The 21,676-nt window shown below is 61.0% G+C and carries 21 protein-coding genes; 11 read left to right on the top strand and 10 right to left on the bottom strand.

The window, feature by feature from the left end; all coding sequences use genetic code 11:
* Positions 1 to 145: 145 nt before the first annotated feature.
* The 7 genes from KRR23_RS15155 to KRR23_RS15185 all read right to left on the bottom strand — a co-directional run bounded on the left by KRR23_RS15155 (position 146) and on the right by KRR23_RS15185 (position 8,614).
* Positions 146 to 1,033, bottom strand: coding sequence for a pirin family protein (locus tag KRR23_RS15155; RefSeq protein ID WP_216743180.1), 888 nt, complete (start codon positions 1,031 to 1,033; stop codon positions 146 to 148).
* A gap of 62 nt (positions 1,034 to 1,095) precedes the next feature.
* Entirely contained in the window at positions 1,096 to 1,512 is a 417-nt protein-coding gene (locus KRR23_RS15160) for an OsmC family protein (protein WP_216743181.1), read from the bottom strand.
* 158 nt (positions 1,513 to 1,670) lie between these two features.
* Positions 1,671 to 2,891: a beta-ketoacyl-ACP synthase I gene (gene fabB, locus KRR23_RS15165; RefSeq protein WP_216743182.1), complete on the bottom strand. Its 1,221-nt coding sequence runs from the start codon at positions 2,889 to 2,891 to the stop codon at positions 1,671 to 1,673.
* A gap of 11 nt (positions 2,892 to 2,902) precedes the next feature.
* A complete protein-coding gene (fabA, locus tag KRR23_RS15170; protein WP_010211704.1) occupies positions 2,903 to 3,418 on the bottom strand; it encodes a 3-hydroxyacyl-[acyl-carrier-protein] dehydratase FabA in 516 nt (171 codons plus the stop codon).
* A gap of 246 nt (positions 3,419 to 3,664) precedes the next feature.
* Positions 3,665 to 5,563, bottom strand: a complete 1,899-nt coding sequence (locus tag KRR23_RS15175) for an ATP-binding protein (RefSeq protein WP_216743183.1) — start codon at positions 5,561 to 5,563, stop codon at positions 3,665 to 3,667.
* Positions 5,560 to 6,489 carry an ABC transporter substrate-binding protein gene (locus KRR23_RS15180; protein WP_216743184.1) on the bottom strand — a complete coding sequence of 310 codons (930 nt, stop codon included), beginning with the start codon at positions 6,487 to 6,489 and terminating at the stop codon, positions 5,560 to 5,562. The genes KRR23_RS15175 and KRR23_RS15180 overlap by 4 nt, the downstream gene beginning before the upstream one ends.
* Before the next feature lies 1 nt (position 6,490).
* Positions 6,491 to 8,614, bottom strand: coding sequence for a TonB-dependent receptor (locus tag KRR23_RS15185; RefSeq protein ID WP_216743185.1), 2,124 nt, complete (start codon positions 8,612 to 8,614; stop codon positions 6,491 to 6,493).
* A 196-nt stretch (positions 8,615 to 8,810) separates the two neighbouring features.
* Between KRR23_RS15185 and KRR23_RS15190 the strand changes: the two genes are divergently transcribed.
* The 10 genes from KRR23_RS15190 (at position 8,811) to KRR23_RS15235 (ending at position 17,657) form a co-directional block, all read left to right on the top strand.
* Positions 8,811 to 9,836, top strand: a complete 1,026-nt coding sequence (locus KRR23_RS15190) for an NAD(P)H-dependent glycerol-3-phosphate dehydrogenase (RefSeq protein ID WP_054593408.1) — start codon at positions 8,811 to 8,813, stop codon at positions 9,834 to 9,836.
* Positions 9,837 to 9,867: 31 nt separating this feature from the next.
* A complete protein-coding gene (locus KRR23_RS15195; protein WP_054593407.1) occupies positions 9,868 to 10,215 on the top strand; it encodes a DUF4389 domain-containing protein in 348 nt (115 codons plus the stop codon).
* Positions 10,212 to 10,661 carry a phosphohistidine phosphatase SixA gene (gene sixA / locus KRR23_RS15200; protein WP_216743186.1) on the top strand — a complete coding sequence of 150 codons (450 nt, stop codon included), beginning with the start codon at positions 10,212 to 10,214 and terminating at the stop codon, positions 10,659 to 10,661. The genes KRR23_RS15195 and sixA overlap by 4 nt, the downstream gene beginning before the upstream one ends.
* A 234-nt stretch (positions 10,662 to 10,895) precedes the next feature.
* Entirely contained in the window at positions 10,896 to 12,563 is a 1,668-nt protein-coding gene (locus KRR23_RS15205) for an AMP-binding protein (RefSeq protein WP_216743187.1), read from the top strand.
* 30 nt (positions 12,564 to 12,593) lie between these two features.
* A complete protein-coding gene (locus tag KRR23_RS15210; protein WP_071551202.1) occupies positions 12,594 to 13,037 on the top strand; it encodes a hotdog fold thioesterase in 444 nt (147 codons plus the stop codon).
* A 301-nt stretch (positions 13,038 to 13,338) separates the two neighbouring features.
* Complete coding sequence (locus tag KRR23_RS15215) at positions 13,339 to 14,145, top strand: alpha/beta fold hydrolase (protein ID WP_216743188.1); 807 nt, start codon at positions 13,339 to 13,341, stop codon at positions 14,143 to 14,145.
* Entirely contained in the window at positions 14,142 to 14,993 is an 852-nt protein-coding gene (locus KRR23_RS15220) for an alpha/beta hydrolase (RefSeq protein WP_216743189.1), read from the top strand. Before KRR23_RS15215 ends, KRR23_RS15220 begins: the two co-directional genes overlap by 4 nt.
* Positions 14,994 to 15,043: 50 nt before the next feature.
* Positions 15,044 to 15,703 (top strand): glutathione S-transferase family protein, encoded by a 660-nt coding sequence (locus tag KRR23_RS15225; protein WP_145014785.1) that lies wholly within the window; start codon positions 15,044 to 15,046, stop codon positions 15,701 to 15,703.
* A gap of 23 nt (positions 15,704 to 15,726) precedes the next feature.
* On the top strand, positions 15,727 to 16,533 hold the full coding sequence (locus KRR23_RS15230) for a DUF4892 domain-containing protein (RefSeq protein WP_216743190.1): 807 nt from the start codon (positions 15,727 to 15,729) through the stop codon (positions 16,531 to 16,533).
* Between the two features lie 71 nt (positions 16,534 to 16,604).
* Positions 16,605 to 17,657 (top strand): AI-2E family transporter, encoded by a 1,053-nt coding sequence (locus KRR23_RS15235; RefSeq protein ID WP_216743191.1) that lies wholly within the window; start codon positions 16,605 to 16,607, stop codon positions 17,655 to 17,657.
* A 167-nt stretch (positions 17,658 to 17,824) separates the two neighbouring features.
* Here the strand turns inward: KRR23_RS15235 and xopAW are convergent, their stop codons facing one another.
* The 3 genes from xopAW to KRR23_RS15250 all read right to left on the bottom strand — a co-directional run bounded on the left by xopAW (position 17,825) and on the right by KRR23_RS15250 (position 20,568).
* Positions 17,825 to 18,652 (bottom strand): XopAW family type III secretion system calcium-binding effector, encoded by an 828-nt coding sequence (xopAW, locus tag KRR23_RS15240; protein WP_216743192.1) that lies wholly within the window; start codon positions 18,650 to 18,652, stop codon positions 17,825 to 17,827.
* A gap of 111 nt (positions 18,653 to 18,763) precedes the next feature.
* On the bottom strand, positions 18,764 to 19,804 hold the full coding sequence (locus tag KRR23_RS15245) for a HAMP domain-containing sensor histidine kinase (RefSeq protein WP_216743193.1): 1,041 nt from the start codon (positions 19,802 to 19,804) through the stop codon (positions 18,764 to 18,766).
* Positions 19,804 to 20,568 carry a response regulator gene (locus tag KRR23_RS15250; RefSeq protein WP_103319086.1) on the bottom strand — a complete coding sequence of 255 codons (765 nt, stop codon included), beginning with the start codon at positions 20,566 to 20,568 and terminating at the stop codon, positions 19,804 to 19,806. The genes KRR23_RS15245 and KRR23_RS15250 overlap by 1 nt, the downstream gene beginning before the upstream one ends.
* A 306-nt stretch (positions 20,569 to 20,874) precedes the next feature.
* Here KRR23_RS15250 and pyrF point away from each other — a divergent pair, with 306 nt between their 5' ends.
* Complete coding sequence (gene pyrF, locus KRR23_RS15255; protein ID WP_162491267.1) at positions 20,875 to 21,573, top strand: orotidine-5'-phosphate decarboxylase; 699 nt, start codon at positions 20,875 to 20,877, stop codon at positions 21,571 to 21,573.
* Positions 21,574 to 21,676 lie beyond the last annotated feature (103 nt).

Genomic DNA, 21,676 nt, shown 5'->3' on the forward strand with positions numbered 1-21,676 from the left:
GTCCTGTTGAATACAGAACTCAGGCCGCTCAGGCATAGACATGTAAACGTCCAGCTTTTTGGGGTCAGATCACTCCGCGTGGGAATGCCTCAATGGACGCTCCGCGTCCGCTCTTGAATGTGACGCGGAGCGTGGGAACGATCAGTTACAGAGGTGTCGGTGCAGCTGGTTTTGCAGGTAACTCGATCCGCTCGCTCTCGCCCGGCACAGTCGGCCAATCCCTGGCCGCCCAGCGTCGGCGGGCCTCATCGATCACCGCAGGATCGCTGGCGACGAAGTTCCAGTTGATCCGGCGCGGCCCGTCCATGGGGGCGCCGCCAAACAGCATGACGTGGCAATCGCTTTCGGCGAACAGGTCCATTTCTTCCCCGGCAGGCAGCACCACCAGCGAGTGCGGTTCAAGCGGCTCGCCATTGAGCTGGGCATCACCGTCCAGCACGTACAGCGCACGTTCTTCATGCTCGGTGGGGATCAGCAAGGTCGTCGCCGTTTTCAGCTCAAGCTCTGCGTACAGCGTAGGGGAAAGCACCGGCACCGGTGACTCCAGGCAAAAGCCTTTGCCGGCAATCATCCTGATCTTCACCCCGAGGTTATCGCTGACCGGCAGGCTGGCGGCCGGGTGATGGCTGTAATGTCCGGGGCCTTGTTCGTGCGCTTTGGGGGAGGCCAGCCAGATTTGCAGGCCGTGCATCTTGAAGTCGGTATCCCACAGCGCTTTCGGTGTGCGTTCGACGTGAGCAATCGCACTGCCTGCGGTCATCCAGCTGACGTCACCCGGTTTCACGATCTGGTCAGAGCCCAGGCTGTCCTTGTGCTGGAGTTCGCCTTCGAACAGGTAGGTGAGGGTGGACAGGCCGATGTGCGGATGCTGGCGGATGTTCATGCCACGGCCGGCCGGGTAGCGGGTTTCAAGCATGTGATCGAAAAACACGAAAGGCCCGACGCTGCGGCATTGGGCCGACGGTAGCGGGCGCAGGATCGGTTGGCCTTCGACATCTTCAGTGCGTGGGCGGATCACGAGCGGACTGATCATGGTGCATTCCAGGCTGTACGAGTGATGCCGCTGAGCATAACCCGCACAGCCTGTGTTTGCCGCTATTGGCTGAAGGCGCCTTCAGACAGGTGAGTCTCGATGGTCACTTCGCTGGTGGTCATCAGCTTGTGCACTGGGCAGCGGTCGGCCACGCGATACAACTCTTCACGCTGGGCGTCGGTGAGTACGCCTTTGAGGGTCAGTTTGACATGCAGGGCGTATTTGCCTTTCTGCTCCTGGCTGTTGTCGCGCTTGACCTCGACCGTGACGCCGGTCAGCGGGATTTCCTTCTTCTGTGCGTAGAGCTTGAGGGTCAGTGCCTTGCAGGCTCCCAGCGCAGCATCGAAGTAATCGTGGGGCTCTGGCGCGGAGCCTTCGCCGCCGAAGGCTTTGGGCACGTCGGCGAAGAGTTGATGGTCGTCGATCTGGATGCTGTGACGAAAACCTTCGCTGGATTCGGTATTGACGGTAATGGTCATGACAAACCTCGTGGGCAGTAGGAAAGCGTGCGCTTCAGGAAAAGACCTTGCAGTTATAGAGCATCTGGCGATTCATGCGTTCCAGTGGTTTATCGATCACCCAAAAAAAACGCCCCGAACCAGTCGGGGCGTTTTTATGTGCGGTGTAGCAGCGGGGCTTACTTGCCCTGCCAGCGCTTCAGGACCAGAGTGGCGTTGGTGCCACCGAAGCCGAAGCTGTTGCTCATCACGGTGTTGATGGTGGCGTCTTCGCGAGTCTTGGTCAGGATTGGCATGTCAGCCACTTCCGGATCCAGATCGTCGATGTTGGCAGAACCTGCCATGAAGTTGCCTTCCATCATCAGCAGGCAGTAGATCGCTTCGTGAACGCCGGCGGCGCCCAGGGAGTGACCCGACAGGCTCTTGGTGGAGCTGATCGCCGGAGCCTTGTCGCCGAACACGGCACGCACGCCTTCCATTTCCTTGGAGTCGCCAACCGGAGTCGAAGTGCCGTGGGTGTTCAGGTAGTCGATCGGCGTGTCGACGGTGGACATGGCCATCTGCATGCAGCGGATGGCGCCTTCGCCGCTTGGAGCGACCATGTCGTAGCCGTCGGAGGTTGCGCCGTAGCCGACGATTTCCGCGTAGATTTTCGCACCACGGGCCAAGGCGTGTTCCAGCTCCTCGACCACCACCATGCCGCCACCGCCAGCGATGACAAATCCGTCACGCTTGGCGTCGTAGGCGCGGGAGGCTTTTTCCGGGGTGTCGTTGTACTGGGTGGACAGCGCGCCCATGGCGTCGAACAGGAACGATTGGCTCCAATGCTCTTCTTCACCGCCGCCGGCGAATACGATGTCCTGCTTGCCCAGCTGGATCTGCTCGACCGCAGTACCGATGCAGTGAGCACTGGTGGCGCAGGCAGAGGAAATCGAGTAGTTCACGCCCTTGATCTTGAACGGCGTGGCCAGGCAGGCGGAAACCGTGCTGCCCATGGTCCGCGTGACACGGTACGGGCCGACGCGCTTGACGCCTTTCTCGCGCAGGATGTCCAGCGCTTCCATCTGGTTCAGGGTCGATGCGCCACCGGAACCGGCGATCAGGCCGGTGCGCGGGTTGGAAACCTGCTCTTCGGTCAGGCCGGAGTCAGCAATGGCGTCTTTCATGGCCAGGTAGGCGTAAGCCGCCGCGTGGCCGACGAAGCGATAGATCTTGCGATCGATCAACTCTTCGAGTGGCAGGTCAATGGAGCCGGAAACCTGGCTACGCAGACCCATTTCGGCATATTCCGGGTTGAACCGGATGCCAGGGCGGCTTGCACGCAGGTTAGCGGAGACGGTCTCTTTGTCATTGCCCAGGCACGAAACGATGCCCAGACCAGTGATAACGACGCGGCGCATGCGGATAACCCTTAGAAGTTGTCAGTGGATGTGAATACGCCGACCCGAAGGCCTTCGGCGGTGTAGATCTCGCGGCCGTCGACGCTGACCGAACCATCGGCGATGGCCAGGTTCAGTTTGCCCTTCAGGACGCGTTTGATCTGAATGTTGTAAGTGACTTTTTTAGCGGTCGGCAGAACCTGGCCAAAGAATTTCACTTCGCCCGAACCCAGGGCGCGGCCGCGGCCCGGCAGGCCTTGCCAGCCGAGGAAGAAACCGACCAGCTGCCACATGGCATCGAGGCCCAGGCAGCCTGGCATCACCGGGTCACCTTCGAAGTGGCAGGCGAAGAACCACAGGTCCGGAGTGATATCCAGCTCGGCGACCAATTCACCTTTGCCGTACTTGCCACCCTCTTCGCTGATATGAGTGATGCGATCCACCATCAGCATGTTCGGGGCGGGCAGTTGCGCGTTACCAGGGCCGAACAGCTCACCGCGACTGCAGCGCAGCAGGTCTTCCCGGGTAAAGGCGTTTTGTTTGGTCATGCGAGCTCCTCAATAGTCCCATGCGGCAGGTGGGGCAAATCTTCCCGGCCGATCGAAGCGTTCATGCTTCGAACCGGCAGCCTACTCATAGACTATTGCGTTGTGGTGAAAGTCACAGCACAAGGGACATGAATGTACACTTGTGCACTGAAATTATTTTTCAAGCCCGATTCCGAGCTGTCAAGGTGCCTAAGACTGCCGCACTTTCGCCTTTCACGCCAGTCGCAGATGGAGGATCACTCCCCACTACCGTACCCAACGTTGCAGAATTTGCTGCAGATCAGCGCGTTTGAAAGGTTTGGCCAGATAATCGTTCATCCCCGCCGACAGGCAGGCCTCGCGGTCACCCTGCAGCGCGTTGGCGGTCAGGGCGATAATGGGCAGGTCCGTGCAGCCGGGCAATTGACGGATCTGCCGGGTGGCTTCGTAACCATCGATGACCGGCAGCCGGCAATCCATCAAAATTACTTCGAAAATCAGGCTCTCGGCACTGCGTACCGCCTGCGCTCCATCGGTGGCGACGCTGACAGTAAAGCCCAGACTGCGCAGCATAGCTTCGATGACGGTCTGATTCACCGGATTGTCCTCCACCAGCAGCACATTGCGCCCCTCGCCGTGGTCGTTGCCGGCAGGCGTGCGCGGTGCCAGGGCCGGTGGTGTCTGCCTGGACCGCGCCAGCGGAATTTCCAGGGTGAATACCGAGCCTCGGCTTTCCTCGCTCTGGGCACGCAGTGTGCCGCCCATCCGCTCGGCCAGCGTGCGCGCAATCGGCAGGCCCAGGCCGGTGCCGCCGTAACGTCGGGAGATCGAGCTGTCAGCCTGCTGGAAGGCGTTGAACATCAACTCCAGGCTTTCGGCCGAAATGCCAATCCCGCTATCGCGCACGGTGCAGGTGAACCACAGCAGTTCGTGGTCCAGCGATTGCCACTGCGGCTCGATCGTTACCCGGCCTTTCTCGGTGAACTTCAAGGCATTGCCGATCAGGTTGACCAGGATCTGCCGGATCCGCGTCGGGTCGCCCTGTACCTGCAAGGCTTGCATGTCGTCCGGGATCTGCAGCTCCAGGCTCAGGCCGCGTTGCATCGCGCTGTGCTGGAAAGCCTGGGCGCAGCTGTTGATCAGCTCGGCGAGGTTGAACGGGATGTGCTCCAGTTCCAGGGCCGAGCGTTCGATACGCGAGAAGTCGAGAATGTCGTTGATGACCTTGAGCAAGTGCTCGGTAGACTCCGACGCCAGCGCGGCGTACTCGATCTGCTCCTCGGTCATGTTGGTGGTTTCGAGCAGTTGCAGCATGCCCAGCACACCATTCATCGGTGTGCGCAATTCATGGCTCATCATCGCCAGGAAGTCGGACTTGGCGCTGTTGGCCTTTTCCGCTTCTTCGCGAGTCTGGATCAGTTGCGCCATGGCCTGATGCTGCTCGCGGCTGGCGAGCTCAAGGCCATCGGCGAGGTTGTTGATGTGGCGCGACAGGTCGCCCAGTTCTGAATCGTCGACGATCGGCAGCGGCTTTTTGTAGTCGCCTTGCTGAATCGCTTTCACCGCATTGCCCATGGCGCTGATGGGTTCCGACAGGCTGGCGGCCAGGCGCCGCGCCAGCAGGAAGGTAAAGAGCAGGGCGAACAGTGCGAGGATCGCGGCCTTGAGCAGGATCTCCTGTTGCCGCTGGCTGAAGGCATCGTTGGACATGCCGACGACGACACGCCCCAGATAGTCTTCGGAAGGACCGATTGCCGGTGGCGGCCCCTGCAGGAAATCGTCGCTGAGCCTGATCCGTTGCAAGCGCACCGGTGCTTGAAACACTTCGATCTGTTGCGAGCTCTGGCGGTTTTCTGAGGGCTGCTCGACGTGCACCAAGACCTTGTTGGCGTTGTCCTGCACCTCGAGAAAACGCACGTGCGGCGTTGTCAGCGAGGCTTTCATCAGGCTTTCGAGCACCTCATTGTTGCCGGAGATCACCCCGTATTCGGTGGCCGGGGCCAGTTGATTGGCGATCAGTTGGCCGGTGTGGTTGAGCTCCTGGCGTAAATCCTGAATTCGCACGACGGTAAAGAAGCTGATCAGCAGCAACGTCAGCAGCAGCGCCGGGCCGAGGCTGATGATCTGGGTGCGGGTATTGATGCCCCAATGGCGACGCAGGTTCATGGGCGGTTTTCTCCTTCGGCCAACTGTGTTGCAACAGCCGTGGGGTCAATTTGTTCTATGCCTAAGGAACGAGCGACTTGCGGGTTACTTAATACCTTGAAGCGCTGCGGATAGAGGGTGCGCGGCCAGTTGGCCGGTGGATGGTCAAGCAAGTTATCCAGAACGGCCAGCCAATCGCCCTGATCGCTGTAGGTGCTGGCCAGGCTGCCGGCCTTGACGAACCCGGCGCTGGGGCCGATCAACGCAAGCTGTCGGGCATAGCTGCTGAGCAGCAGATTCTTGGCGGTTTTCGGGTTGTACAGGTCAGGGTCGTCGAGCCCCAACAGTACGTCGCTGTTCTTCAACAGGGTTTGCAGAGGCCGGCTGTCATTGGTGTTGTCCCAATGTTCGGCGACGATTTCCAGCCCCAGCCGGTGCGCGGCGTGGTGCAGTTCCTTGAGCAGAAATTCGCTGTTCATCCCGTACAGCACGCCGACCCGTCGGACTTGCGGCAACAGGGCCTGGATCAGCTGAAGTTGGCGGCCCGGCGGTGGATCACTCCATAGCAGGCTCAGGTGCAGGGGCAGGGCATTACCCAGGCGCTGACTGGCTTGCAGGCGGCTGATGCGCAGCACCAGAGTCGCCGGCCCTTCGCTGTCTTGCAGGCGCCAGTCGAGGCTCGGCAGGTCAAGCAGGATCAGTCGGGTCGCGTCGGGTAGCCGGGACGGCGCGGGGAGGTCGGTAAGGCGTGCGAAGCGCACCGTGTCTTCGGGTCGCTGCTCGGCCAGGGCGCGGGTAAAGGCCTGCACGCCGGGACTGTCCTCGGCACCGGTCAGCAACACGTCGGCAGCACGCACGGGCAAACTGCCCAGGCAGACAAGCAACAGTCCCCAAACCCAAGGCCGGCGGCTTCGGGGGGAGCGGGTACGTGTCTGGTTGAGGCCCATGTCAGAACTCTAACTCGGCGCTGAAGTAGAGCGCATGGCGCGAGTCGTAGTTGTTGTCGACGAAGGTGGTCGGCTGGCTGTCGAGGCGTTGTTGCAGGATACCGGCCAGTTCGAGATTGGCCTTGCCCAGCGCAATACGTTTGGCGATGCGCGTGTCGATACGTTCGAAGCGGTAGCCATTCAGTGCGTCGTCGCCATAGTAGAACAGTGCACTGTTCCAGCCATTGCCCCAATCGCGTAGCCAACCGGCGGAGCCGCTGTTGCGTGCGCTGAATTGTTCGTCCAGAGGGTTACTGGCCGTGGCATCGACATAGGCGTAGGTCAGGCGCAGCCGGTCGGCGGCGCCGACGCGCCAGTCAAGCTGGGTTTCCGCGCCGCTGAAGCGCGAGGCATTGCTGTTGCTGGCGATGTACTGATTGTTGCGCAGCGGCTCGCTGATCATGTCGGTGATTTCGTCGTAGAACAGTTTCACGTCGACGTTCAGCCCAAGGTCAGCGAAGAAGCCGTTATACCCCAGTTCCCGCGAACGCATGTGTTCTTGATCGAGGTTGCCGGGGCCACGGGTCTTGACGAAGTAACGGGCACTGGATTGACCGTAGGCGCCGGGGCTGAGGTTGGTCACCTGATAGCTCCAGTTGACGTTGTTCTCGAACATGTCGGGCGAGCGGATGGCCTCCGAATACACCGCGCGCAGACCGTGGCGCGGGTTGATCAGGTAATTGATTGCCACGCGCGGGGTTAGCGAGTCGCCGACCAATTCGGTTTTTTCGTACATCGCACCGCCTTGCAACAGCCAGTGCTCGCTGGCACGCCACTCCAGTTGGCCGAACAACCGCCAGATGGAGTCATCGAGGGTGCCATTGAAGTACGTTTCGGAGTCGGCCCGGTCGTATCGATAGTTCATGCCGCTGACCAGCCGCAGGCTGTCGGAGAGGCTCAGGGTGTCCTGCAATTCCAAGTCGTAGCGCGACTCGCGGGCGCTCTGGTCGATGTCACCGCAGACGGTGCGTTTGGCGCCACCTTTCCATTGATCGAGCACCTGGTTGGCCAGTGCCTGCTCGGCCGGCGTGCCGTGCGGTGCACCGGTGCCGGTATAGCTTTCCATGTGCCGCGCCAGGCGCTCGGCATAGTTGGGATCGAGCTGCCAGAGTTGGGTGAGCTGCGGGCTGAACGACACTTCGGCATCGCAGGCGCGCCAGACCTGCTGGCGATCCCAGTGCTGCGCCGAACCCTGGACGTAAAGGCTGTGATCCGGGTTGAGCTCCAGGTTCCAGCGCAACGAACCGGCGTAATCCTTGGCGATCACGTCAGAGTTGTCGCCCGCCGAGGTAATCCCGGAAAACACCGGGCGGTAGGTATAAGGCCGCTGGTTGGTGCCGTCTTTGGCATTCAGTTGCCAATCGATGCTTTGCTGCTCATTGAGCGTCTGGCTGACGGCCAGGTTGACGCGGTTCAAGCGGCGACTGTCGCGGTAGTCCGCTCCCAGACGGTTCGAGTCGAAACCGTGGTCTTCCTGGCCGGACAGCGACAATCGCAGGTCGCCGGTTTCCCAACCGGTGCCCTGGCTGGCGTACCAGTCGTTGATCCCGCGTTCACCGCGAGTGACTTTCAGCCGAGTGCCGTGGCTGTTGGCCGGTGCGCGGGTGATGATGTTAACCACCGCCATCAGCGCGTTGGCGCCATAGCTGACGGTGTTCGGGCCACGGAACACCTCGATGTGCTCGATGTCTTCCATGGCTACCGGAATGTCACTCCAGTCCACGGTCGCAAGACCTGCGCGGTACACCGAACGGCCGTCGATCAACACTTGCATGCGTCGCGCTTCGCTGGCGTTGGTGCCGTGATAGTTCACCGCAGCCTGGTTGCCGCTGACATTACCGACCATCATCCCCGGCACCAGCCGCAGCAATTCGCTGATGTCGCGGGCGCCGCTGGCCTTGATCAGTTCGCTGTCGATTACCGTCATGCTCCCGGGCACGGCGGCCGGCGACTGTTTGAGTCGGGTGGCGGTCAAAACCTGGGGCAGCGCGGTGTTGTCGAGAAACAGGTCATCGGCCAACAGCGGGTCGCAGAGCATCAGCGCCAGAACCAGCGAGGAGCGAAGGTGAGGAGGGCCAACAGACACGGTACAGCCTTGATAGCGGTTAGTTGCCGCGCATGTTAACCGAGCTGTTTGAGTTTTCCAGTCACGATGCCGGCATTTTCTCAGGTTTTGCAGGTCTGCTTCCTACAAGTGCCGCTAATTGATAGAGGGGCTGGCCGACGCTGGACCGCCCCGTATAATGCGGCTATCGCCACTGGTATGGATTAACGGATTGCATATGACTGAACAGCGCCCGATTGCGGTCCTGGGAGGCGGAAGTTTTGGTACCGCCGTGGCTAATTTGTTGGCCGAGAACGGTCATCAGGTCCGGCAGTGGATGCGCGACCCTGAACAGGCCGAGGCCATTCGGGTCAACCGCGAGAATCCACGCTACCTCAAGGGCATCAAGGTTCACCCTGCGGTGGAGCCGGTCACCGACTTGCTTGCTACCCTCAATGAGTGTGACCTGTGTTTCGTCGCACTGCCTTCCAACGCCCTGCGTTCGGTGCTCGCACCCTATGCCGAGCGTCTGAGCGGCAAGTTGCTGGTGAGCCTGACCAAAGGCATCGAGGCCCACACCTTCAAGCTGATGAGCGAAATTCTTCAGGAAATCGCCCCACAAGCGCGCATCGGCGTGCTGTCCGGACCAAACCTGGCCCGTGAAGTGGCCGAACACGCGCTGACCGCCACAGTGGTCGCCAGTGAAGACGAAGAGCTCTGTCAGCGGGTTCAGGCGGCATTGCACGGTCGGACCTTTCGCGTGTACGCCAGTGCCGACCGTTATGGTGTGGAACTGGGCGGGGCACTGAAAAACGTCTACGCGATCATCGCCGGCATGGCAGTGGCGTTGGGCATGGGCGAAAACACCAAGAGCATGTTGATCACCCGGGCATTGGCGGAAATGACCCGCTTTGCGGTGAATCAGGGGGCCAACCCGATGACGTTCCTGGGGCTGGCCGGGGTGGGCGATTTGATCGTCACCTGCTCGTCACCGAAAAGCCGCAACTATCAGGTCGGTTTTGCCCTTGGCCAGGGCATGAGCCTGGAAGAGGCGGTGACCAGCCTTGGTGAAGTCGCCGAAGGCGTCAACACCCTCAAGGTACTCAAGGCCAAGGCCCAGGAAGTCGGGGTTTATATGCCGTTGGTCGCCGGTTTGCATGCGATCCTGTTTGAAGGACGCACACTCAATCAGGTTATTGAGCTGTTGATGCGCGGCGAGCCAAAAACCGATGTCGATTTCATCTCCACCAGCGGTTTCAACTGAGTACTCAATTTACAGAGGCAGGGAGCGAGACATGAACGATCCAAAAGTAGCAGCCAAGTACGAATCCATCCTCCTGCGCGTGCTGTGGATGCTGGTGTATGTGCTGGTCTGGCAAGTCGCGCAATTGATCCTCGGCGCCGTGGTGCTGGTGCAGCTCATCTATCGGTTGATCTATGGGGCACCGAACGCCGGCCTGATGAACTTCGGTGACAGCCTCAGCCAGTTTCTGGCGCAGATCGGCCGCTTCGGCAGTTTTCACAGCGACCAGAAACCTTGGCCATTCGCCGATTGGCCGACACCGCGTGCACCGGAAGGCGAGGCCCCCCACGCTGTACCGCCCGCGCCGCATCCGGCCCGTGATGAGGAGCCAAAACTATGAAACTCTGGGTGTTGCGTCACGGTCAAGCCGAGTCTCACGCCCGTAGCGATGCTGAACGGGAGCTGACTGCACATGGCCGCGAAGAAGTGCTGCGCAGTGCCGCGCAACTGATCGGCCAGCCGATTCAGGCGATCATCGCCAGCCCGTACATGCGGGCGCAGCAGACTGCGCAACTGGTGCGCGAGGTGCTGGGTTTTGAGCCGGAGATCCGCACCGAGACCTGGCTGGCGCCAGACAGCAATCCGTTGACTGTCGTCGATCGGCTCGACACGGCGGATAACGTCCTGTTGGTCAGCCATAACCCTCTGGTGGGGAGCTTGATCGGCTTATTGCAGCACGGCCATTTGCGTGCGCCGCAGCCAATGAGCACTGCCAGCCTGGCCGAGCTTGAAGCTGATTTGCCGTTGGCCGGGGGCATGACGCTCAACAGCGTCAAGAACCCGTAACACCGGATCATTGTGGCGAGGGAGCTTGCTCCCGCTGGGGCGCGCAGCGACCCTAAAACCGACACCTCGGTTTGTCAGGGCGTTTTTACGACTGCTTCGCAGCCGAGCGGGAGCAAGCTCCCTCGCCACAGAGCGACGGTGTTGTTCTTCTGTTTTTTGTATGAAATAGCCAACCAAGCAACTGCTTGGTTGGACTACGCTTGCCGCCACATCGAACAAAAAGGAGCGCATCGCATGACCGCCGCTTTTCGTTTGCCGCTGCAAGTGTTCTACGAGCGTGAAGCTCGCCATCCCCGCCAGCGCTTTCTGGTACAGCCGATGGGCGGTGGCCAGGTCGAGACGCTGACCTGGGCCGACGTCGGCTATCAGGCGCGGTGCGCCGCTCACTGGCTACGCGCCCAGGAGCTGCCTCAAGGCAGCCACATTGCGCTGATCTCGAAAAACTGCGCGCACTGGATCATTGCCGACCTGGCGATCTGGATGGCCGGGCATGTCTCCGTTCCGTTGTACCCCAACCTTACCGCCGATTCAGTGGCCCAAGTGCTCGAACATTCCGAAGCCGCGCTGGTGTTCATTGGCAAGCTGGACGATTGGCCGGGCATGTCCAGAGGCGTCAGTGCCGATCTGCCGACCATCAGTCTGCCGTTGTGTCCAGCGGGTGACTTTGATTTCAGTTGGGCCGATCTGCAACACAGCTCACCGATACAGGACGACCCAACGCCCGACGCCGACCAGTTGGCGACGATCATCTACACCTCCGGCACCACCGGTTTGCCCAAAGGCGTGATGCACAGCTTCGGTAACCTGGGCTTCGCCACGACTCACGGCACGCAGTTGTTTGGTCTCAATGAGTCCGACCGGTTGCTGTCGTACCTGCCGCTGTGCCACGTCGCCGAGCGGATGTTTGTCGAGCTGGCGTCGATCTATACCGGGCAAACGGTTTTTTTTGCCGAAAGCCTCGACACGTTCCTCACCGATTTGCAGCGTGCGCGCCCCACGGCGCTGTTCGGCGTGCCACGCATCTGGAGCAAATTCCAGATGGGCGTGTACAGCAAAATTCCGGCAAAACGCCTGGATTTCCTCCTCGGCTTGCCGATCATCGGCAAGCGGGTCGGGCACAAGGTGCTCGCTGGTCTGGGGCTGGATGCCTTGCGCATTGCCTTGTCGGGTGCCGCGCCAGTGCCGCAAGCCTTGCTGCACTGGTACCAGCGCCTTGGGCTGGAGGTGCTTGAGGTTTACGGCATGACCGAAAGCTGCGGTTATTCCCATATTTGCCTGCCGGGCCAGAACAAGCCTGGCTGGATCGGCAAGCCGTGCCCGGAGGTGGAGGTGCGGATCGAGGACTCGGGCGAGGTGCTGGTGCGCAGTGGTGCGACCATGCTCGGCTATTTCAAGGAGCCGCAGAAAACCGCCGAGACGATCACCGAGGATGGCTTTCTGCGCACCGGTGACAAGGGTGAGCAAGACGCCGAAGGCAACTTGCGCCTGACCGGGCGGCTCAAGGAAATCTTCAAGACCAGCAAGGGCAAATACGTCGCACCAGCGCCGATCGAAAACCGTCTGGCGGTACATTCACGCATCGAGCAGGTGTGTGTGGTCGGTGACGGCCTGAGTGCGCCACTGGGGCTTTGCGTGCTCTCGGCAGTGGGTTTGCAGGACGCCGCCAGCGTGGCGCGCAATGCCTTGCAGTCGAGCCTGGAAAGCTTGCTCGAAGAGGTCAATGGCGCCCTCGACAAACACGAACGCTTGCGCCGACTGGTGGTGGTCAAAGACAGTTGGGCGGTGGAAAACGGCTTTCTCACGCCAACCCTGAAGATCAAGCGCAATGTGATCGAGGCCGTGTATGGCGCGCGGTTTGAAGAATGGAGTGCGCGCAGCGAAGCCGTGCTGTGGCAGGATTGACCTGAAATAAAACCAACGAAGGATGCAGCGATGACTCTGTGGCGTACCGCTCCCAACATTGAACAGTTGAACGCGATTCAGAAAAACACCATCGGCGAAGTGCTGGATATACGCTTCGAGGCGTTTGATGACGAGTCGCTGACCGCCAGCATGGTCATCGACCATCGCACCCACCAGCCCTATGGTTTGCTGCATGGCGGCGCCTCGGTGGTACTGGCCGAAACCGTCGGCTCCATGGCCAGCTTCCTGTGCATCGACGCCAGCAAATTCTATTGCGTGGGCCTGGAAATCAACGCCAACCACTTGCGCGGCTTGCGCAGCGGTCGGGTAACGGCGGTGGCCAAGCCGATCCACATCGGCCGCACCACGCACGTCTGGGATATTCGCTTGAGCAGCGATGAAGGCAAGGCCAGTTGCGTGTCGCGGTTGACCATGGCGGTGGTGCCACTGGGTGAAACGCCTCCGGCTCGTTGATTTTTTACCGGGTAAGACTCGGTGATGAGAGGGTTTACTGTGGCGAGGGAGCTTGCTCCCGCTCGGCGGCGCAGCCGTCGTAAACCTGATTGACGCGGAGTGTCTGTCGATATGCGAGCGAAGGTTTTGGGGGCGCTGCGCACCCCAGCGGGAGCAAGCTCCCTCGCCACAACAGCTCGCACGATCCTGAATTGCCCATAGCCTTGGCCTGACTGTCATCATTCCTGGCAGTTACGGTCATTGCTGTGGGCTTGCGTCTTACGGACAATCAACACCTGATTTCGTTTATGGACGCGCCGTTATGCCGCAGCAGATCTTTTTCGCCCATGCCAATGGCTTTCCTTCAGGCACCTACGGCAAGTTGTTTGCCGCGCTGGCGCCGGAGTATCAGGTCGCGCATCTGCAGCAGCACGCCCATGACCCGCGGTTCCCGGCCGACGATAACTGGTACAACCTGGTGGACGAGCTGATCCATCACCTGAAACAGCAACCCGAGCCGGTGTGGGGCGTTGGCCATTCCTTTGGTGGCGTCTTGCACCTGCACGCGGCCTTGCGTTGCCCGGAGCTGTATCGCGGCGTGGTGATGCTGGATTCGCCGGTGCTGACCCGCCCCGATCAATGGGTTATCCGCGCCGCCAAGCGTTTTGGCTTTATCGACCGCTTGACCCCGGCCGGCCGCACATTGGGGCGCCGCGAGGAATTCGCCGATCTGGAATCGGCACGCCGCTATTTCGCCGGTAAAACCCTGTTCCGCGGTTTCGATCCGGACTGCCTCGATGCGTACTTGCAACACGGCTTGCACAAGGTCGGTGATCGCCTGCGCCTGCGCTTTGATCCGGCCACCGAGATCAGCATCTACCGCGGTGTTCCGCACACCAGTCCAGGTCGTCCTCGCCAGTTGAAAGTACCGCTGGCGGTGGTTCGTGGCCGGCAGAGCCGGGTGGTCATGCGCCATCACGCCAGCTTCGTCGGCCGTATGCCGCAGGGCGAGTCGCTGACCATGCCCGGTGGCCACATGTTTCCCCTTGAGCGCCCGCAAGACACCGCGACGTTGCTGAAAAACCTGTTCAGCCGTTGGCAAGGGCACAGTGAGCGGAGTTGCGCATGAGCAGCGTCGAAGAAGTCCGCCTGAGCCTGCCGCACATCGAGTTGGCCGCGCACCTGTTCGGTCCTGAAGACGGTCTGCCGGTGATTGCCTTGCACGGTTGGCTCGATAATGCCAACAGCTTTGCACGCCTGGCGCCGAAGCTTGAAGGGCTGCGTATTGTCGCGCTGGACATGGCCGGCCACGGGCATTCCGGGCATCGGCCATTAGGCGCCGGTTACGCGCTGTGGGATTACGCTCACGACGTGTTGCGAGTCGCCGAACAGTTGGGCTGGAAGCGGTTTGCGCTGCTGGGCCATTCCTTGGGTGCAATCGTTTCGGTGGTACTCGCCGGTGCCTTGCCCGAGCGCGTGACGCACCTGGCGCTGATCGACGGGGTGATTCCGCCTACTGCCGCTCATGACAACGCCGCCGAACGCATGGGCATGGCCCTGCAAGCGCAACTTGACCTGCAAGAAAAGCGCAAACCGGTCTACCACACCCTGGATCGCGCCATCGAGGCCCGTATGAAAGGCCTGGTCGCGGTCAGTCGTGAAGCTGCCGAATTACTCGCTCAGCGGGGTTTGATGCCGGTGCCGGGCGGCTACACCTGGCGCACCGACAGTCGCCTGACGCTGGCGTCGCCACTGCGCCTGACCGATGAACAGGCGATGTCCTTCGTTCAGCGAATCAGTTGTCCTGCGCAATTGGTGGTTGCCGCTGACGGCATGCTCGCCAAACATCCAGAATTGCTGGAGCGTCTACCCTTTAGCCGTGAACAGCTGCCTGGCGGCCATCATTTGCACCTGAATGACGAGCCCGGTGCCGCCCTTGTTGCAGACTGTTTCAATCGGTTCTTCGCCGTTCCTTGACTTGCAGCGGGCAACTGTCGAGGCTGGGCGGGTTGAAATGGGAGACAACCATGATAGATCTCTACACCGCTGCGACCCCGAATGGCCACAAGGTCTCTATCGTGCTCGAGGAACTCGGCATGCCCTACACGGTGCATGTCTTGAGTTTCGACAAAAAGGAACAAAAGGCTCCAGCGTTTCTCAAGATCAATCCCAATGGCCGGATTCCGGCGATTGTCGACCGGGATAACGGTGATTTCGCCGTGTTCGAATCCGGCGCGATTCTCATCTACCTGGCTGAGCTGAGCGGAAAACTGCTGCCCAAAGACCCGAAAGGGCGCTCGGTGGCGATCCAGTGGCTGATGTTCCAGATGGGCGGCATTGGCCCGATGCAGGGCCAGGCTAACGTGTTTTTCCGTTACTTCCCGGAAAAGCTCCAGGGCGCCATCGACCGCTATCAGCATGAAACCCGGCGTTTGTATGAAGTGCTGAACACACGTCTGGAAACTGTCGAGTACCTGGCCGATGACTACAGCATTGCTGACATCGCCACTTATCCGTGGGTCCGTGGCCATGAGTGGTCTGGCGTTTCGGTGGACGGTTTACCCGCATTGCAACGCTGGATGGCGGCGATGGAAGCTCGCCCGGCGGTGCAGCGTGGCTTGCAGATTCCGCCGCGTAACGACGACGCGAATGTCGTCAAAGGCGCTCAGGCCATGCTGATCCGATGAGAGTACCTTCAAGGTTGAACAGCATGCGCTTGATCTGTTTGTTGGGGCTGGGGTGTTTCAGTTCGCTGGTGTTTGCCGCCGATGTACCGGGAAGTCACGATTTGCCGCTGGTGCCACGTCTGGCCGATGCGCAGATCGTCGACTATCGCCCGGTTGCGGAGCTTGAACGGATCTACCCCATGGGCTCGATCCGCAAAATCAGCGGCCAGCTACGTTTTGATGGCCAGGTCAGTGCCCGCGGAAAAGTAACCTCGGTGACCTACGAGTTGCCGCCCGAGCATTCTTCCACCGAGGCCTTCACCGCTGCCCGCGAAGCCTTGCAGAAACAGGGGGCCGAGCTGTTGTTCTGGTGCCAGGCCCGCGATTGCGGCGAAAGCAGCCTGTGGGCCAATCAAGTGTTCGGCAACGCCAAGCTCTATGGCGCCGACGATCAACAGGCTTATCTGCTGTTGCGACTTGCGGCACCGCAGGACAACTCGCTGTTGGCGCTTTACAGCATCACTCGCGGCAATCGAAAAGCCTATCTGCATGTCGAGCAATTCGAAGCCAGCACGCCATTGGGCGAGTTGTTGCCGACCTCGGCGACCCTGTTGCGTCAGCTCAAGGACACCGGCGTGCTGGACCTGCCGCGGCTGACGGGGGAGCCGCAACCGGTTTGGCTGACGTTGCTGTCGCGCGGCTTGAACCTCGATACGACTTTGCGTGTCAGTGTTTCCGGAGCCAACGCCGAAGCCTGGCGTCAGGCGCTGGTCGGGCAGGGCGTACGTGCGGCGCGGATGGAGCTCGGCAACGTGCCGGCAACGGGCCTGCACATCGAGTTCCTGCGATAGTTTTTCCCTCGGCGAACGTGTCATTGGCCGTTCGCCTACTCTTTGTTGATTGACCTTGCTCGAGATTTTTCATGATCAATAACGATCGCCTGTTGGTGCAGATCCTGCTCCTGGTGTTGTTCGGTGCCAGCTTCTGGGTGATGGCGCCCTTTTGGTCGGCGCTGTTCTGGGGCGCGGTGCTGGCGTTCGCCAGTTGGCCGCTGATGCGCTTGCTGACTCGCTGGCTCAATGGTCACGAATCCCTCGCAGCGGCGTTGCTGACGCTGGGCTGGATGGTGCTGGTGGCGGTGCCGTTGGTGTGGCTCGGTTTTAACCTGGCCGATCATGTGCGCGATGCCACGGTGTTCATCAAGGACGTTCAGGTTGACGGCTTGCCGGCGGCACCGGTGTGGCTGGCCGGGATACCCCTGGTTGGCGAGCGTCTGGTTGGACTCTGGAACAGCCTTGATCAGCAAGGCGCGGCGCTGTTGTTGGCGGTCAAACCCTATCTGGGACAGGTCGGCAACTGGTTGCTGGCGCGCAGTGCGCAGATCGGCGGAGGGATTCTCGAGCTGACCTTGAGCATCGTTTTCGTGTTCTTTTTCTATCGCGACGGCCCACGGTTGGCGATGTTTGCTCACCGTCTGCTGGAACGGCTGATCGGCGAGCGTGCCGGTTATTACATCGAGCTGGTCGCCGGAACGGTGCAGCGGGTGGTCAACGGCGTCATCGGCACTGCCGCTGCCCAGGCGATCCTGGCGCTGATCGGCTTCCTGATCGCCGGTATTCCGGGCGCACTGGTGCTGAGTATCGTCACGTTCCTGCTCAGCCTGATCCCCATGGGCCCGCCGTTGGTGTGGATTCCGGCGACGGCCTGGCTGGCCTGGAAGGGCGAGTACGGCCTGGCGGTGTTCCTTGGCATTTGGGGCACGTTTATCATCAGCGGCGTCGATAACGTGCTCAAGCCCTACCTGATCAGCCGTGGCGGCAACTTGCCGTTGGTGATCGTGCTGCTTGGGGTGTTTGGCGGGTTGATCGCCTTTGGCTTTATCGGCTTGTTCATCGGTCCGACCTTGTTGGCCGTGGCGTACAGCCTGTTGATCGACTGGAGTAACAGTCAGGGGCGGGTTGAAGAAAAGCGTTGATCAATTGTGGTGAGGGGCTTGCCCTAATGCCGATCAGTTAAGCCGAATACTGAACCTGTGGCGAGGGAGCTTGCTCCCGCTGGACTGCGTAGCAGTCCCATTTTTAGGGCCGCTTCGCGCCCCAGCGGGAGCAAGCTCCCTCGCCACAGGTTATGCGTTGATTAACCTCAGGCTGCGGCGCTCAGGTTTTTGCTTGTGGCCTGCGAGTACTGCTGGTTCATGCTGACGATCAATTTGCTCAGCGCCTCGGCTACTGCGCCTTGATCGATGGTGCCGCTGTTCTGGCTGCTGCCCGTTTGCAGCGCCGCTTTCAATTCGTCGCTGCTAACGCCACCGCTGTTGTCCGTGTCGAGCATCTTGAGCAGGGCCGCACCATTGTCGGTGCTGCTGGTGGACGAGGTTGCGGCCAGGGCGCTACTCAGTTCGCTGGTGCTGATGCTGCCATCACCATTCGTGTCGAGTTGGCCAAACAGGGACTGGCTGGACAGTTGTTGTGGCGGCTGAGGCGGCGTGAGGGCGGCAATCAGCTCGTCCTTGCTCACGCTCCCGTCGTTGTTAGTGTCCAGCGCGGCGAACAGGCTCTTGCTGTCGGCGGTGCTGCCGGCTTTCGTCAGGCCCGCGCTCAGCTCATCGCTGCTGATGCTGCCATTACTGTTGCTGTCCAGAAGGCTGAGCATGCTGTCGGCCAGTTCCGTGCTGGGCGGCTGATCATTATGGGCTTGGCAGGACGATGGCGTCATGGAGGCCATTTCCTGGCTGCTCAGACCTCCACTGTTATCGCTGTCCAGGCTGCTGAATTGCTGGCTGAGGCTGTTCAGTACGCGGCTGTCGCTTTTCTTCGCCAGGGCGCTGTTCAGCTCGTCCTTGGAAACGGTTCCGTCGCCATTGGTGTCGAGCTTGGCGAACAACTCTTTCTGACGCTGCTGGAGTCGGGCGGCATAGGCCGCACTGGTGGCGCTGGTATAGCTGGAGTTACTGCTGACGCTGCCGATCATGGGCTCACTCCGTGGATGGATAAAACCGGTGAAGGCACCGGCCCATGCAGCCTCGGGGGAGCAGTTGTCGTGGGTATGTGGAATTTGTACGAATCAGCACACAGAGTCTGTTCAGGCCCGTGGCAGGCAGACCACGGCAGTCAGGCCGCCGCCCGGGGTTTCTTCCAGGCTTAATGCTCCGCCCAGCCGTTGAGCAGCTTCGCGGGCGATGGTCATGCCCAGTCCAATGCCGCCAGAGTTGCGATTGCGTGAACCTTCCAGGCGAAAGAACGGCTCGAACACGGCTTCGCGTTTGTCGGCGTTGATCCCCGGGCCATGGTCGATCACTCGAATGATCAACTGTTCACGGCTGTCTTCAAGAGTGATCAGTGCCTGGCCGGCGTACCGCAAGGCATTGTCCAGCAAGTTATTGATGCACGACCGCAGGGCCATCGGTTGAACCTGCAACGGTGCACAGTGCCCGCTGGCCTGCACGTCAGCGCCCTGGTCCTGGGCGTTTTCGCAGAGCGATTCGATCAGCGCCTGCACATCCATCCACTGCAGGGCTTCGCTGGTACGTTGTTCGTGCAGGTAGCTGAGGGTCGCATCGAGCATGCGAATCATGTCGTCGAGGTCCTGCCGCATCTGCCCTTGCAGCTTGATGTCGTCGATCTGCTCCAGGCGCAACTTGAGCCGCGACAGTGGCGTACGCAGGTCATGGGAAACGGCGCCGAGCATCCGCGAGCGCTGCTGCACCTGCTCACGGATACGCTTCTGCATCAGGTTAAAAGTGTGCGCTGCCTGCCGTGATTCTCGGGGGCCGGACTCATCAAGCGGTGGGCTGTCGAGGTTTTCGCTGAGGCTCTCGGCGGCCGCGCTCAAGCGTTGGATCGGGCGGGACAGCAGTTTTGCGCCGTACCAGGCGGCAATCACCAGCGAGATAAGCTGAAAGGTCAGCGGTACGATCGGGCCGCCAAACCAGGGCCGCGGCGGTCTGTGTTTGAAGGGCGGAGGCGGTTGCCCGTTGAACCCGGCGGAAAACTCCGGCGGTGGAGGGGGCGGGGGATGGCCGTAATGGTGAAACCAGAAGAACGCCAGAAGGTGCGCCAGGATAATCGCCAGCAACAGCACGCCAAACAGGCGGCCGAACAGCGTATCGAAGCGCGCACGCATCAGCCGATGTCTCGGGCGTCGAACAGGTAACCTTCGCCGCGAACGGTTTTGATCAACTGAGGCGATTTGGGGTCGTCACCGAGCTTTTGTCGCAGGCGCGAGACCAGCAGATCGATACTGCGATCGAACGCTTCGATCGAGCGTCCACGGGCGGCGTCCAGTAATTGCTCGCGGCTGAGCACTCGTCGCGGGCGTTCGATGAATACCCAGAGCAAACGAAACTCGGCGTTCGACAGCGGCACCACCAGGCCATCGACGGAGATCAACTGGCGGAGCACGCTGTTGAGACGCCAGTTGTCGAAGCGAATGTTGGCGCGTTGTTCGGTACGGTCATCGCGCACGCGACGAAGGATGGTTTGAATCCGTGCGACCAGCTCTCGTGGCTCGAACGGCTTGGCCATGTAATCGTCGGCCCCCAGTTCCAGACCGATGATGCGGTCGGTGGGTTCGCAGCGGGCAGTGAGCATCAGGATCGGAATGTCCGACTCGGCGCGCAGCCAGCGGCACAGCGACAGACCGTCTTCGCCGGGCAGCATCAGGTCCAGCACCACCACGTCGTAATGCTCCGCTTGCAGCGCCAGGCGCATGGCGGCGCCGTCGGTGACGCCGCTGGCGTGGATGTTGAAGCGGGCCAGGTAGTCGATCAGCAGTTCGCGGATCGGAACGTCATCGTCAACGATCAGCGCGCGGGTGTTCCAGCGTTTGTCTTCGCCGGCTGCGGGGGCTTTTTGATCATCGTTCAGAGGAGCAGGGCTATTTTGCATGCGTACGTTCATCTGCCAGAGAGGCTGCCAACCACAAAAGATGGGCTGCGAGGTTGTGGCTTCAGCATAAGGCGTCCGGCCGTGAGGCGGGAAGTGCTGTAGGAAGTCTTGCGGTTGGCGAGGGTAGCCTTGGGCGATGTTGAGGGCGTGTCGTGAGTGTATCTGTTTCGACACAATTGCCGGGCGTGCAGGGTTTATCATCCGCCAACCGGCACTGTTGAAGATGATTTACCGATCATCGGGTCCCGGACGGGCTCGCGTTCCGCTACAATGCGCGCCGATTTCGACTTGCCTGAGAGCCCACTCATGTCCGCCTGCCAGACTCCTATCATCGTCGCCCTGGATTTCCCTACCCGTGACGCCGCACTGAAGCTGGCCGACCAGTTGGACCCGAAACTGTGCCGGGTCAAAGTCGGTAAGGAACTGTTCACCAGCTGCGCCTCGGAAATCGTCGGGACCTTGCGTGACAAGGGCTTCGAGGTGTTTCTCGACCTTAAATTCCATGACATTCCAAACACCACCGCGATGGCCGTCAAGGCGGCTGCGGAAATGGGCGTGTGGATGGTCAACGTGCATTGCTCCGGCGGCCTGCGCATGATGGCGGCCTGTCGCGAGGTGCTCGACCAGCGCAGCGGTCCAAAACCACTGTTGATCGGCGTGACCGTGCTGACCAGCATGGAGCGTGAGGATCTGGCCGGGATTGGCCTGGACATCGAGCCACAGGAGCAGGTATTGCGTCTGGCGGCACTGGCAGAAAAAGCCGGGATGGATGGCCTGGTGTGTTCGGCACTGGAAGCCTCAGCGTTGAAAGCGGCGCATCCGTCGCTGCAACTGGTGACGCCGGGGATCCGTCCGGCGGGCAGCGCCCAGGACGATCAGCGCCGCATCCTGACACCGCGCCAGGCCCTGGATGCCGGTTCCGACTATCTGGTGATTGGCCGTCCGATCAGCCAGGCAGCCGACCCGGCCAAGGCCTTGGCCGACGTCGTGGCCGAACTGGCGTAAGTCTTACAGATCGTTCCCATGCTCTGCGTGGGAACGCCTCACCGGACGCTCTGCGTCCGCTTCGGCGATTGACGCAGAGCGTCAAGGGCTGCATTCCCACGCA

The organism is Pseudomonas sp. CVAP#3, assembly GCF_018986375.1.
Lineage (GTDB): Bacteria > Pseudomonadota > Gammaproteobacteria > Pseudomonadales > Pseudomonadaceae > Aquipseudomonas > Aquipseudomonas helvetica.

Bases quoted from the DNA above. Each gene is read 5' to 3' on its own strand.
- KRR23_RS15155 (WP_216743180.1), bottom strand. From the start codon at position 1,033: ATGATCAGTCCGCTCGTGATCCGCCCACGCACTGAAGATGTCGAAGGC.
- KRR23_RS15160 (WP_216743181.1), bottom strand. From the start codon at position 1,512: ATGACCATTACCGTCAATACCGAATCCAGCGAAGGTTTTCGTCACAGC.
- fabB (WP_216743182.1), bottom strand. From the start codon at position 2,891: ATGCGCCGCGTCGTTATCACTGGTCTGGGCATCGTTTCGTGCCTGGGC.
- fabA (WP_010211704.1), bottom strand. From the start codon at position 3,418: ATGACCAAACAAAACGCCTTTACCCGGGAAGACCTGCTGCGCTGCAGT.
- KRR23_RS15175 (WP_216743183.1), bottom strand. From the start codon at position 5,563: ATGAACCTGCGTCGCCATTGGGGCATCAATACCCGCACCCAGATCATC.
- KRR23_RS15180 (WP_216743184.1), bottom strand. From the start codon at position 6,489: ATGGGCCTCAACCAGACACGTACCCGCTCCCCCCGAAGCCGCCGGCCT.
- KRR23_RS15190 (WP_054593408.1), top strand. From the start codon at position 8,811: ATGACTGAACAGCGCCCGATTGCGGTCCTGGGAGGCGGAAGTTTTGGT.
- KRR23_RS15195 (WP_054593407.1), top strand. From the start codon at position 9,868: ATGAACGATCCAAAAGTAGCAGCCAAGTACGAATCCATCCTCCTGCGC.
- sixA (WP_216743186.1), top strand. From the start codon at position 10,212: ATGAAACTCTGGGTGTTGCGTCACGGTCAAGCCGAGTCTCACGCCCGT.
- KRR23_RS15205 (WP_216743187.1), top strand. From the start codon at position 10,896: ATGACCGCCGCTTTTCGTTTGCCGCTGCAAGTGTTCTACGAGCGTGAA.
- KRR23_RS15210 (WP_071551202.1), top strand. From the start codon at position 12,594: ATGACTCTGTGGCGTACCGCTCCCAACATTGAACAGTTGAACGCGATT.
- KRR23_RS15215 (WP_216743188.1), top strand. From the start codon at position 13,339: ATGCCGCAGCAGATCTTTTTCGCCCATGCCAATGGCTTTCCTTCAGGC.
- KRR23_RS15220 (WP_216743189.1), top strand. From the start codon at position 14,142: ATGAGCAGCGTCGAAGAAGTCCGCCTGAGCCTGCCGCACATCGAGTTG.
- KRR23_RS15225 (WP_145014785.1), top strand. From the start codon at position 15,044: ATGATAGATCTCTACACCGCTGCGACCCCGAATGGCCACAAGGTCTCT.
- KRR23_RS15230 (WP_216743190.1), top strand. From the start codon at position 15,727: ATGCGCTTGATCTGTTTGTTGGGGCTGGGGTGTTTCAGTTCGCTGGTG.
- KRR23_RS15235 (WP_216743191.1), top strand. From the start codon at position 16,605: ATGATCAATAACGATCGCCTGTTGGTGCAGATCCTGCTCCTGGTGTTG.
- xopAW (WP_216743192.1), bottom strand. From the start codon at position 18,652: ATGATCGGCAGCGTCAGCAGTAACTCCAGCTATACCAGCGCCACCAGT.
- KRR23_RS15245 (WP_216743193.1), bottom strand. From the start codon at position 19,804: ATGCGTGCGCGCTTCGATACGCTGTTCGGCCGCCTGTTTGGCGTGCTG.
- KRR23_RS15250 (WP_103319086.1), bottom strand. From the start codon at position 20,568: ATGCAAAATAGCCCTGCTCCTCTGAACGATGATCAAAAAGCCCCCGCA.
- pyrF (WP_162491267.1), top strand. From the start codon at position 20,875: ATGTCCGCCTGCCAGACTCCTATCATCGTCGCCCTGGATTTCCCTACC.